The 12,657-nt window shown below is 38.9% G+C and carries 10 protein-coding genes; 2 read left to right on the top strand and 8 right to left on the bottom strand.

The genetic code is table 11. From position 1 onward, the window contains the following. Nucleotides 1–2: 2 nt before the first annotated feature. The 3 genes from AACZ73_RS07840 to AACZ73_RS07830 form a co-directional block, all read right to left on the bottom strand. A complete protein-coding gene (locus tag AACZ73_RS07840; RefSeq protein ID WP_339876925.1) occupies nt 3–1,106 on the bottom strand; it encodes a glycerate kinase in 1,104 nt (367 codons plus the stop codon). 2 nt (nt 1,107–1,108) lie between these two features. Next, a complete protein-coding gene (locus AACZ73_RS07835) occupies nt 1,109–2,458 on the bottom strand; it encodes an alanine/glycine:cation symporter family protein (RefSeq protein WP_339876923.1) in 1,350 nt (449 codons plus the stop codon). Nucleotides 2,459–2,612: 154 nt separating this feature from the next. Beyond that, the gene (locus tag AACZ73_RS07830) at nt 2,613–4,211 is read right to left on the bottom strand and encodes a beta-N-acetylhexosaminidase (protein ID WP_339876921.1); all 1,599 of its coding nucleotides are present in this window, start codon (nt 4,209–4,211) and stop codon (nt 2,613–2,615) included. Between the two features lie 243 nt (nt 4,212–4,454). Between AACZ73_RS07830 and AACZ73_RS07825 the strand changes: the two genes are divergently transcribed. Next, the gene (locus AACZ73_RS07825) at nt 4,455–5,912 is read left to right on the top strand and encodes a Gfo/Idh/MocA family oxidoreductase (RefSeq protein ID WP_339876919.1); all 1,458 of its coding nucleotides are present in this window, start codon (nt 4,455–4,457) and stop codon (nt 5,910–5,912) included. 100 nt (nt 5,913–6,012) lie between these two features. Here the strand turns inward: AACZ73_RS07825 and AACZ73_RS07820 are convergent, their stop codons facing one another. The 5 genes from AACZ73_RS07820 to AACZ73_RS07800 all read right to left on the bottom strand — a co-directional run bounded on the left by AACZ73_RS07820 (nt 6,013) and on the right by AACZ73_RS07800 (nt 10,924). Next, nucleotides 6,013–7,632, bottom strand: a complete 1,620-nt coding sequence (locus AACZ73_RS07820; protein WP_339876918.1) for an OmpA family protein — start codon at nt 7,630–7,632, stop codon at nt 6,013–6,015. Between the two features lie 3 nt (nt 7,633–7,635). Then, nucleotides 7,636–8,607 (bottom strand): deoxyhypusine synthase family protein, encoded by a 972-nt coding sequence (locus tag AACZ73_RS07815; RefSeq protein WP_339876917.1) that lies wholly within the window; start codon nt 8,605–8,607, stop codon nt 7,636–7,638. A gap of 98 nt (nt 8,608–8,705) precedes the next feature. Next, entirely contained in the window at nt 8,706–9,314 is a 609-nt protein-coding gene (locus tag AACZ73_RS07810; RefSeq protein ID WP_339876915.1) for an OmpH family outer membrane protein, read from the bottom strand. An 89-nt stretch (nt 9,315–9,403) separates the two neighbouring features. Beyond that, entirely contained in the window at nt 9,404–10,306 is a 903-nt protein-coding gene (locus AACZ73_RS07805; RefSeq protein WP_339876914.1) for a histone deacetylase, read from the bottom strand. Nucleotides 10,307–10,360: 54 nt separating this feature from the next. Then, on the bottom strand, nt 10,361–10,924 hold the full coding sequence (locus AACZ73_RS07800; RefSeq protein ID WP_339876913.1) for a hypothetical protein: 564 nt from the start codon (nt 10,922–10,924) through the stop codon (nt 10,361–10,363). A gap of 840 nt (nt 10,925–11,764) precedes the next feature. Between AACZ73_RS07800 and AACZ73_RS07795 the strand changes: the two genes are divergently transcribed. Beyond that, the gene (locus tag AACZ73_RS07795) at nt 11,765–12,514 is read left to right on the top strand and encodes an acyl-CoA desaturase (protein WP_339876912.1); all 750 of its coding nucleotides are present in this window, start codon (nt 11,765–11,767) and stop codon (nt 12,512–12,514) included. The last annotated feature ends 143 nt before the right edge of the window (nt 12,515–12,657 follow it).

Genomic DNA, 12,657 nt, shown 5'->3' with positions numbered 1-12,657 from the left:
AATCAGAAATCTAGAGAAAGTTTGTTTGTAAGCAAAGCACGGAGGTTTTCTTTCGCCCTATCCCTAAAGTTTGATTGATTATAATCTAAGTCAGGTAGCCTCAATACCTGATCGAATTCCTCAATGCCATTTTCATTCCCGGAAGTTATTAAGGCAATTTTTTTATTTTGATTTTGAGCCAGTTTCATCAATTCATAACAAGCTTTACCTTCTTTAGATTGATTGTCATACCTCCCCTCCCCGGTGATTATCAGATCTGCCCAACCCACTTGCTCACTAAGGTTTACCTTTTCAAAAAAGTATTGCGCACCATGCTTAATATCAGTTTCAAAAAATGCTGAAAGTCCCAGCCCAATTCCTCCAGCAGCCCCAAAGCCAGGTTTATCTTCAAAAGTTCTTTTTTGCTTTTGAAAAATCTGGAAAACTGCTGATTTACAGACTGATTCATAAGATTCCATCTCAGTTGATATAATTCCTTTTTGAGGTCCGAAAACGGGAACTGCTCCTTTCTCACCAAAAAATTTATTTTTAACATCGCAGAGGCATAAAATCTTAATCTTCGGAATTCTAGGAGATTTCTGAATATGCCTAATCTTTGAAAGATAATTTGGCGAAAACGGGATTAGTTCTCTTCCATTTTGATCCAAAAAATCAATACCCAGAGCTGCTAAAATGCCAATCCCTAAATCAACAGTAGCGCTGCCGCCAAGACCCAATATGATCTGTTCTGCTCCACCATCAATTGCAGCCCGGATTACTTGTCCAGTTCCATAGGTAGAAGCTACATAAGGATTCAATGGTTCTTTCCCAATTATAGCTATGCCCGAGGCAGTAGAGACATCCACATAAGCAGTTTTAGTGTGCTCATCCCATCCATAGAAACCTTCCACAGGCCTACCAAAGGGATCAAGTACCATATCAGACCTCTTCTTTAAATCTAATATTTGAGTTAATAACTCGCAAGTCCCATCTCCTCCATCCGCAATAGGAAGCAATTTTAAGTTTACTTGTGGGAAATTTTTGAAAAGGAAATCCTGGATAATTTCTCCAGCTTCCAGAGCACTCATGGTGCCTTTGAATGCATTAGGAGAAATGAGAATATTCATAATTAGGCACTTTTCATTCGCTGGAAATAATCCTTCATAGCCACCCGCACTTTTGGAGCTAAGTAAAAGGTGGAGATCATGGTTGGTACAGCCATAATCGCATACATTCCATCTACCAAACTGATTACCACATCCAGGGATGCTACTGCCCCAGCTACAATCGTGATCAAATAGAAATAATTATAGTAATCCGCCCTTTTAGCTCCAAATAAATAGCCAAAGCATTTATGTCCATAATATGAATAGGTGAACATAGTAGATAACGCAAAGATCAGCACAGCAATCATCAAAAGGTATCTTCCATAAAAAGGTAGAGCCATATCAAAGGCAGCAAGTGTTAATCTTACGCCGTCTTTTTCCGTAGACTCCCAGACTCCCGTTAGCATGATCACTAATGCTGTCAACGTACATACAACCACAGTATCTATAAATGGACCAAGCATAGCTATGAGTCCTTCACGAATTGGTTCGTTATTTTTGGAAGCTCCATGTACCATAGGAGCTGTACCTATACCAGCTTCATTTGAGAATGCAGCTCTTCTTGCTCCAACGATAATTACTGCCCCAACAGCTCCACCGGCCATAGCTTCACCTGTAAATGCATCAGTTACTATTTTTAAAAGCATGTCAGGCACATCACCTATGTATTTGAAAACAATTATAACAACGGTGACAAAATATAGACCTACCATGAAAGGGACCATTTTGGATGCTACTGCCGCAATTCTTTTGATTCCACCAAGAATTACAATAGCCACTAAAACCATCATAGTGATGCCTATTATCCATCTAGTTTTATCTCCTTCATCCAATCCTGCAGGTTCTAGAATTACTGTTCTCAGTACCGCAGTTAATTGATTGGCTTGGAAAATTGCCAGTAATCCTAATATTCCTGCCCCACAAAATATGATAGAAAGGAATTTCCACTTTTTTCCCATTCCTTCTTCAATGACATACATGGGACCTCCTTGTATTTGGCCTTCAGAATCCTTTCCTCTGTACATAATAGCAAGGCTACATGTATAGAATTTGGTAGCCATTCCTACAAATGCAGAAACCCACATCCAGAAAATAGCTCCTGGACCACCCATATTTATAGCGATCGCCACTCCGGAAATATTTCCCAAACCAACTGTAGCTGCAATAGCTGCAGATAAAGCTTGAAAAGAGGATATTTGACCGGGAGCAAGATCATCGTCATATTTCCCACTAAGTAACCCTACAGCATGACCGATCTTTCGGAAAGGCACAAAGCCAGAATGAACTAAAAGTACCAATCCCCCTCCCATTAAGATGACAAGCATCGGTGTTCCCCAAATCCAGTTAGCAAAGGAAATAATATATTCGCCCATTAATGTTTTCCAGTTATTGTAATTAATTTACTTGATCTGATGATTTTAAAATTAACATCCATATTAGGTTCATTTTAATGAAATTCAAAGAATATGGATTTGTAAGAAGCAAAAAACCCGGTGTATGCCGGGTCTTTGAGTTCTTTGATTTTACTTACCAATTGACTTTTGGTGATTTATAAAATCCTATTCCATTGATATCCCAGCGTTTACCCTGGATTGCCACTCTTTTTTGAAAACTTTCCCAACTTCTCCGATCAGGTGATGACCATGCCACCTCTGCAAGTGCTGCCAGTCTAGGAAAAGCCATATATTCTATATCTGATCTATCGGCCAATGTCTCAGTCCATAATGGTGCCTCAACGCCCAAAATATCTGATTTATTTATCCCTTCAGCGTAAGTTGAAGGATTCCAATTGTAAGCATCATCAAGCTCTATATAAGCTGCCCAATGTAGACCAAGCTGAGTGGTAGAGTCGTACTGCATATCCAGATAAGCTCTTTTCGCTGGAGACATTAAAATTTGATTTCCCTGCTCTTTTGCCAGATTTGCATTTTCTTCTTTCGCCCAGAATTGAGCCACTGTACCCGAGGCTAATTTAGCTGTTGCGATTTCATCCCAACCCATGCTCTTTTTGCCATATTTAGTAACTATTTCCTGTACTCGCTCGACAAAATATATATAGTCATCCTTTTCAGTTACGTGTGATTCATCACCACCAATATGGATATACGGGCCTGGTGTGAGCTCAACCAATTCTTTGATCACATCTTCTACAAAAGTGTAGGTGATTTCTTTATTGGTAGCGAACGTACTAAAGCCAACCTCGATTCCAGTATATATTTCCGCTGGCTCAGGATTTTTATCCAGAATGTCAAAATCAATTTTGCCCTCTGTCATTGTAGAAAAATCTCCGTCTGGCAAATTCACTCCAGGGTTTAGCTCCGCATAGGACGCCATTGCTGCATTTGTATGCCCTGGCATATCAATCTCAGGAACTACTGTGATAAATCTATCCGCAGCGTATTTCACGATCTCAGTGTAATCCGCCTGAGTGAAAAAACCTCCCTCAGTCCCACCAACTTCTGTTTTACCACCTATTTCAGTCAACTTAGGCCAAGATTTAATCTCAATTCTCCATCCCTGATCATCTGATAAATGCAAATGCAGGTAATTGAATTTCAAACTACCCATCTGGTCAATGTAATGCTTAACATCCTCGACACTGATGAAATGCCTTGCAACATCGAGCATAGATCCTCTATAAGCAAATTCTGGTTCATCTACTATCGTACCATTTCCTATTGTCCAGTCTACGTCTACCACAGAAGTATTTTCAATCTCAACGGGCAGCACTTTGATTAGGGTCTGCGTACCATAATAGAGACCGGCTTCGGAGGTAGATGAAATTTTTACTACATCATCTGAAATATCCATAGTATATTTTTCAGAAGCTTCCCCATTAGTCAATTCCAAAATTATGTCCCCAGTCTCAGCAGAAACAGGAAGATCAAATCCGGTAGCTGGTCGCAATCTTTCAGCTAAAAAATTCCCGACCCTAGTTAAATCAGAACTATTACCTATTAACTGAACTGAAGATTCTGCATCAAGTTCAAAGCTCCCCGAAGCAGAAGCAATCGACCTGGGAATTGGGATGATCCCTGTTTCTTCAAGCTTTACTGTTTCTTTTTCTTGGCATGAACTAATAGAAAATACTGCAAGTGCAGCCAATGACCATAAGGTATTTTTCATAGAGTAAAGGTTTAAGTAAACTTAATCTAATTTTTCTAATAAGCCCGATAATCCTAATCGATTTTATAATAAAACAGTCAAACTTAGAATTACAAAAGTTAAAACTAGAAATAGCAGTATGAATTTTACGAATGGGGTGAAGAATGTGCCTCGTTTTTAATAATTTCAAATTTCTCAAATAAAAAATTCATTTGTATTCATATAAATAACGCAAAAACCCTCTTTAACAAAACTATTGATCTAATGGAAAGTAAAGGCTCAAGCTCTGGGAATTCCCGGAGAAAATTTCTAAAAGGTTCTGCGCTGGCAGCTGCAGGATTTTACATAGTACCAAGAAATGTTATAGGTGGACCAGGATTTATTGCTCCAAGTGACAAACTTAGAGTAGCAAGTATAGGTGTAGGCGGAATGGGCGGAGGTGATGTTCGTGGAATCACCCAAACAGGAAAAGTGGATTACATTGCGTTATGCGATGTGGACGATTCCAGAGCGAAGGGTAGCAGGGAACTGCATCCAAAAGCTAATTACTACAGGGATTACAGAGAAATGCTGGATAAGGAGGGAAATAACATAGACGCAGTAAGTGTATCTACTCCCGATCATACGCATGCTGTTGCTGCGATGGCAGCTATGAAAATTGGCAAACACGTATATGTGCAAAAGCCGCTAGCACACGATATCTACGAGGCAAGAATGCTAACCCAGGCTGCTGAAAAATACAAAGTTGTCACCCAAATGGGCAACCAAGGATCTTCCGGTGATGGTGTACGTAAAATGGTGGAATGGTATGATGCAGGGCTAATTGGTGAAGCAACTAAAGTTTATTCCTGGACAAACAGACCTGTGTGGCCTCAGGGAATTCAATGGCCTACAGAACCTGTGACACCGCCTGCTGATTTGGACTGGGATCTTTGGCTTGGGACTGCGCCGTATAAAGATTATGTTGGAAACCTTGTCCCTTTTAATTGGAGAGGCTGGTGGGACTATGGGACGGGAGCACTTGGCGACATGGCATGTCATATCATGGAGCCTCCATTCAGAGTACTTGGTCTAGGATATCCCAAATCTGCTGAATGCTCTGTAGGATCCGTTTATGTAGGAGAATTCCAAAGAGGATATTTTCCTGAAAGCTGCCCTCCTTCCTCTCATATTACCTTGCGTTTTGATAGACCAGGTAAAGAAGATCTAGAGTTCCACTGGATGGACGGTGGTATTCAGCCGAACAGGCCAGAAGAATTGGAACCTAATGAGCAAATGGGTGATGGAGGAAATGGTGTAATCATAGAAGGTACAAAAGGAAAAATGATGTGTTCCACATATGGAATAAACCCACAATTACTTCCTACCTCAAAAACCAAAGATATCAATGTTCCTGAGACACTTTACCGAGTTCCAGGTGGCGATACGGGCCATTATAAAAATTGGGTAGAAGCATGTATTGCAGGATATGGATCTAAAGAATACAAAAACCTAAGTTCACCGTTTTCTATAGCCGGCCCACTTACTGAATCTGTACTGATGGGAAATCTAGCAATTAGAAGTTACGATTACAGAGCTCCGAAACCTGATAATGCTAAGGAATTTGATTATCCTGGAAGAGGTATCAAACTTGTTTGGGATGGGCCAAATATGAAGGTTACCAATTTTGAACTAGCTAACCAGTTTGTAAAACGGAATTATAGAGGAGATTTTTCTCTATAAATTTAAAACGGCTTTGAAAGATGATTTCAAAGCCGTTTTTGAGTTTTAATGGATTCAAATAAATCTGGAACCGATTTAAGTTCGAGTTACTTAATTTAACCTATTGCTCTACTTCCAATTCTACTCTCCTGTTTTTCGATCTTCCCACTTCTGTAGAGTTAGAAGCCAAAGGTCTGGTCCCACCCCATCCTGATATCCGGAGGTTTTCAAAAGCGACACCTTTTTCAATTAAAAAATCTCTCACACTACCAGCCCTTTCCAAAGAAAGTCCTTTATTCAATCCAGGATCACCCGCATTATCAGTATGGCCATGTATTCTAAGTTTCATTTCAGGATTTTCCAATAGAAATTCTGCTAGTTCAGCTAATGATGATTTGGTCTCCTCACCTTCCAGTTCTGCTGTACCACGTTTAAAATTCACATTTTCCAGCAACACAATACTTCCAGATTCTGCTTTAGTCATCAGAACTACTGTGGGTTCACCAGTTTTTATTTCGTCTATAGAGATAGCCTTAGGAAAATAACCTTCAGCAACAACCTTAATTTCCTTCACTGCCGAGCTTTGCAATTCTGATAGTTTTAAAGAATCAGAGGAATTTCTAGCAATAGTATTTTCCCCAGACTTCCAGTTAATTGTGAATGGAACCAAAGTTTTATTTTTGGCATCTACTACAAACCAAGAAATAGGGTTTTCTTTAATTTCTTCTTCAGTAACTTTAACCTCTGGAAAACCAACCGAAGAGGAAGGATAAATGGGAACTATGCTAGTTTTCTTAGGTGGAGAAGTTTGAGACTTTGACTCTAAAGATTCATCGACTGCAGCAACAAATTCCTCAGGGATGACTAGTGGCACCACTGTTTCAAATGTTAGCAAATCAGCAAATCCATCACTGTTCTGAGTACTTGTCCATACCACCTCTTCATCATTGATAAATGTAACAGATACTTCAGATCCGGGGGAGCTGATCTGTTCCCAAATTACTGGTTTGCTCCAGCTATTCCAGCCCGATCCCATTCGCTTTGAAATGAAAATGTCCTTTCCAGACGCACCTTCATGCATATTTGATGAGAAATATAACTCATCAGACTTCGAGTCATAAAAAGGGCTCATTTCCTGACCCAACGTATTCACCGCCGAACCTATATTGACAGGTTTTGACCACTCCGTTGGACCAATTTTCTCGCTGACATAGATATCCTCGTTTCCTTTGGAATCTTTACCTTTTCCCGATAGGAAAATCACATTGCCTCCCGATGCAACTCTCCCCGTAACTTGACCGGAAAGGCTATCTAGGCCTTCCATGGTTACCTGGCGAAGAAAATTCCAGTCCGCTCCAAATTTCGAATATTGATAAATACCAAACTTTTCACTACCCGTATGATAAACCAAAAGTGTAAGAAAATCCTCTAGACCAAGTGAAAAATCATACCCGTCTGTACTGAGGTCAGTACGATGTACTGCCTCTTCCCATGCACCTGATTCAGATTTTTTGCTCATCCAGATATCACCTGGATCTGACACTCCCCCTACGTTATTTGGATGAAAAGCGCGGGTAAATAGCAAGGTGTTATCGCCTATCCACACGGGATTCATATCATCCTGAGGACTATTGGCTCCAGACAATGACATAATTGTCTGCGCCTCCAGATGAAAAGAAAAACAAAAAGCAAGTAGCATTGCGCCACTTGCTTTTAAGAATACGTTATTGAATTTTCTCATAGTTTATTGATCCAGCACAATGGCAAATACCAAAGGCGCTACGATCGTTGCATCAGATTCGATGATATATTTCGGAGTATCTATTCCTAATTTGCCCCAGGTGATTTTCTCATTTGGTACAGCTCCAGAATATGAACCGTAAGAAGTGGTCGAATCAGAAATCTGGCAGAAGTAGCCCCAAAGCGGAACATTTTCCCTTTGCAAATCCTGATGCAACATCGGCACCACACATATAGGGAAGTCTCCTGCAATTCCCCCGCCAATCTGGAAAAATCCGATAGTACTTTCGTCAGTTGCGGTATTTGTATACCATTCTGCGAGATACATCATATATTCAATTCCGCTTCGAACTGTATGTACATTCTTCACGTCACCTGAGATAACGTGACCTGCAAACATATTACCCAAAGTAGAATCTTCCCAGCCTGGGACTATAATAGGAAGGTTCTTTTTAGCTGCTTCCAGTAACCAGCTATCCTTAGGGTCAATTTGATAGGATCCTTCCAACTTTCCGGAGAGAAGTATTTTATAGAAAAATTCATGTGGAAAAAATGCTTCTCCAGCTTGATCTGCTTTCACCCACTCTTCTAAAATCACATTTTCAATTCTTCGCATCGCTTCCATTTCTGGAATACATGTATCAGTCACGCGATTCATATGTCGCTCTACCAGATCTTGCTCCTGTGCCGGAGTAAGCTCACGATAATTTGGAATACGCTCATAATAGTCATGTGCCACCAAATTGAACACATCTTCTTCCAAATTGGCGCCTGTACACGTAATAATTTGAATCTTGTCCTGACGGATCATCTCCGCCAAAGAAATACCCAATTCTGCGGTAGACATGGCACCCGCAAGGGTTACCATCATTTTCCCGCCTTTATCCAAATGGCTTTTATATCCTTCAGCTGCATCTATCAACGCAGCAGCATTGAAATGTCTATAATTGTGCTTTAAAAATTCAGTGATTTTCATTCTATAAATTTTCGTTAGAGCTCCAAAATTACCCAATTTTTCCCCACAAAAAAACCCAGCCTAAGCTGGGTTTAAATATTTGGAAAGAGTTACTCAGCTTATTTAGCTGTGTCTGCAGGTGCAGCAGTATACTCTTTGTTTAATCCTTCGATTACTGAGGAGGTTACGTCCAATGCGTCGTTGCCATACCAAACAGCTCCACCTCTAGTGTAACTCAAAATCACTGCAAGGTCATTTTCTTCAGCGTATGTTTTCAGGTATTTCTGAACCCTGTCGTAAACTTCACTGTAAAGCGCAGCTTCGTCAGCAGATAATTCTTGCATCAAATTGTCACGGTAAGTCATCAGGTTTTGTTCTTTTTTAGCCAGTTCTTCTTGCTTAGCTCTGGCCTGATTCGGAGTCATATTATTACCTGTTTGTTGGAAAGTCTGAACTTCCTGCTGGAATCCGCTAGCTCTTCCCTGAAGATCACCTTCGAATTTCTTTCCTTTTTCGGTTAGCTCTTCTGACTTGGTCTTGAAGTAATCATACTTGTTGATCACACTATCAGTGTAAACGTAAGCAACTTTCAAATCGCCTTGTATTACTTCTTTAGAAGCGCTTTCACCAGTCGCGGTAGAAGTTCCAGCTTTATCGCAGCCGTATAAAAGCATTGTAGCAAGACTCAATGCACCGATTAGTTTTAATCCTCTTTTCACTTTGTTCATGTTATTGATTGCAAGGGCGCAAATATAAAGAAAGTATTGATTTTACAAGAATCGACTTTAAATCTATGGGAAAAATTGAAATTCTCTATTTAAAAATAAAGATCCTGAGCAAGTCTATAAACTTGAGTATGAGCTTCTACAATCTTCGATACGCTAGGAGAATATCCTCCCCCCATACAACACATGATAGGCACATTAAGGGATTTAGCCAGTTGCAGGACAATTTCGTCTCGATTTCTAATCCCTTCCAAAGTCATAGCTAACCTTCCTAGCTTGTCGCTTTCCAATACATCAACACCTGACTGATATATAATGAAATCAGGAGAAAAATCAGTTAGGATTAGCTCAAGTTGAGATTCAAGAATGCTTAGATATTCCTGATCACCGGTACCATCAGCTACTGCATAGTCCAAATCTGAGATTTCTTTCCTCATGGGATAGTTCTTTTCACCATGCATGCTGAAAGTAAATACGTCCGGATTAGCATAAAAAATACTAGCTGTTCCATTTCCCTGATGAACGTCCAAGTCTATCACTAGAACTTTTTTGGCTAATTTATTTTCGATTAAATAATTAGCAGTCACAGCAATATCGTTCAAAAGACAAAAACCTTCCCCTCTATCTGCAAAAGCATGATGTGTGCCTCCCGCTATATTCATCGCTATTCTATATTTCAATGCATATATAGCAGCTTGTACAGAGCCGTCCAAAATACTGATTTCACGATGGACTAATTTCTCGGAAAGAGGAAATCCAGTAGACCGAATCTCTGATTTGGATAAATTCAGATTTTTAAGTTTTGTCCAATATTCGGCTGTATGCGTATTTAAAATCCACTTTTCATCAATTGGCTGTGGCTCAAAGAAATTCTCTTCGCCAACAATTCCTTCATACAACAATTGCTCTGGCAGTAATTCATACTTATCCATCGGAAATCTATGACCTTCTGGTAATTGGTGTTTATAAATGGATGAGTAGGCAATTTTCAGCATAAAAAAACGCTTGGGGTGAGCAAGCGTAATTACTGGTTTCTAATTCAAATTTAATTAATCTTCTATGTCCTCTTCTTCGGATTGAAAAGCATACATGGTATCATCAAGTTCCAATGTATCGTCATTGAATTCCTTAATAAATTTTGAAATTACCATTTCATCTATGTGGTCAACATTGAGAGCTGCATCTACACCGATTCCAAAATCATGATGGGTGTCCACATCAACAAACTCCTGCACTTTCACACTTTCTTCCTCTTCAATCTCCATAATGATTTCTGTGATAAACCAGCCTATCTCTTCTTCTTCACTGGTTAAGGGTTTCAAATTTCCATTTTCATCCTCCTCGTAGGAGATTCCACTGAAATTTGGAAATTTCTGAGCGGCTTTGTGCTCGGCAAGTTCATATACTTCACTGGCATGATGTAAGCGTAAGGTGTATAATGCCGCATCGTAAATGACTTCTTTTCCTTGGTACATTCCAATGAAATAGAAATTCACAAACTCATCGGAGTTTTCTTCGTCGGGAATGATTCTAAACGTTTTGTTGAGCTTTCCTAGCTCTTCCTTCAGCGCATCAATGCGAGCAGGATCAAAACCTGGGTTTGAGATTGACATAGGTCAAAAATTTAAAGAATATAAACTTTTAAGGGATTAGCAATTCAATAGTACTAAATGATATAGTAATATAATATCAAAATCTTAAGGAATTTAATAAAAACCACAATGCGTGATAAAGAAATTGTTATTTAATTGAGCATTTCTAAGGAATATAATATCCTGAAAACGAGCGAATAACAAATCATATTCTTTTAAAAATGCCCAATACAGCCTAATTCCTAACTTTTGGACAATTGTGAACATTGAAAAAAATTTCCACAAAAAAGTTAGCAATAACTGAAAAGTTTGAAAAGCAATTTTTAATAATTAGGGGAATTTTCACTAGTCATGTGGGTATACCGTTTTTGAAGCAATTAGGAAGCAACTCTCCACAGGCTTAATTTACTACTGCTCCACAAAACACTTCCATCACCCTTCATAAGTCATGACCCCAGATATGCAGGGAATTTATGCCTTTTGGCAAGTTCAAAACTTTTCAGATAGTAGATAACAGTAAGCATATTTTTGAAACTTCCCAAAGCACAAATGATTTTGAAAGACTGTAAACAGGATTGATTTTTTAAGTGAACAGACCGCCAACAAAAATCCATTGAATAAGTTAAACATGCTTATGGTTTGAATATTGTTAATAGATAATCTATCACACCCCAAAGAATATTCAAATCCAAAAATTTCAATGAGATCCTTACTTTCCACAAAAATAAAGTCAGGTAATAGGAATTATTTTTCCTAACCTGACAAATATCATCTTTTAAAGAAAAAATGGATTGGGTTTGAAATTCGTTCCTTCATTTGCATTACCTTATATTTGTAATCTTAACATAAAACCTGAGCCGAGTGATAATCATAATATTCTTCTTGCTGCATTGGTATTTCTCCCTGTTTTGCCAGAGCTTCTTCTTACATAGATATGCCGCCCACCAAATGTTCTACATGAACAAATATTGGGAGAAATTCTTCTATTTCTTCACCTGGATGTGGCAGGGCAGTTCATATCTTTCTCCAAGAGCTTATGCGATTCTTCATAGAATGCATCATGCCTATAGCGATACACCTAAAGATCCTCATAGCCCGCATCATACAGAGAACCTCTTTACAATGATGTGGAAAACTAAAAATATCTACAATGAGTATTTTTCTTTTCGATTAAAGCCCGAAGAAAGGTTTTCTAAGGATATTCCTGATTGGAACAAGTTTGACAAGTTCGCAGATACGATGCTTGTAAGAGTAAGCTGGGGATTACTGTATGTGGCAATTTACGTACTGTGTATCTCTGTCTTTGACTTACCAGGCACACATTGGTGGATGTATTTTTTGCTTCCTATACATTTTTTAATGGGTCCAGTACATGGAGCTATTGTTAACTGGAGTGGCCACAAATATGGTTATGCAAATTTTGACAATAATGACCATTCAAAAAACAGCCTGTTGCTAGATGTGCTCATGCTTGGAGAGCTATTTCAAAACAATCACCACAAGCTTCCAAACAGACCAAACTTTGCTGTGAAATGGTACGAATTCGATCCTACGTATCCAATCGTAAAATTGTTACATCTGACTAGAGTAATTAAGATGAGACCTGCGTAAAAAGTGGGGCAAAAATGTCCCATTTTTTGTTGAAATAGTTTAATTACTATATGAACGTCAATTATCATTAGATAAAAAATATTAAAAGTAAAGGTGGTTTTTTTTGCAATTGTGAAACTAAACGAATAATTTTCTCGCAATTA

Origin of the sequence: uncultured Algoriphagus sp. (genome assembly GCF_963974835.1) — a bacterium.
GTDB lineage: Bacteria > Bacteroidota > Bacteroidia > Cytophagales > Cyclobacteriaceae > Algoriphagus.
The sequence above is the reverse complement of the archived record's forward strand: the minus strand, read 5'-3'. Positions and strand labels throughout refer to the sequence as shown.